1 protein-coding gene is annotated in these 255 nt (G+C 34.1%); it reads left to right on the plus strand.

From position 1 onward, the window contains the following. The coding region (locus DDE80_RS14955; protein ID WP_153060964.1) for a helix-turn-helix domain-containing protein at positions 1-255 on the plus strand (255 nt) is incomplete at both ends.

Below are 255 nucleotides of genomic sequence, written 5' to 3' on the forward strand. Positions count from 1 at the left end.
TAAAGCATATAAATTTCGTATCTATCCAAGCAAAGAACAAGAAATACGGATTGCTAAAACAATCGGTTGTTCTCGTTTTGTATTCAATCATTTCCTCGCAAAATGGAACGATACTTATAAGGCAACAAGAAAAGGTTTGACTTACAATTCGTGTTCTTCTCAATTAACCCAATTAAAGAAAGAATTAGTTTGGTTAAAAGAGGTGGACAGCATTGCGATTCAATCTTCACTCAAAAACCTCGCTGATGCTTATTC

The sequence above is a fragment of the Metalysinibacillus jejuensis genome, assembly GCF_003057615.1.
Taxonomy (GTDB): domain Bacteria; phylum Bacillota; class Bacilli; order Bacillales_A; family Planococcaceae; genus Metalysinibacillus; species Metalysinibacillus jejuensis.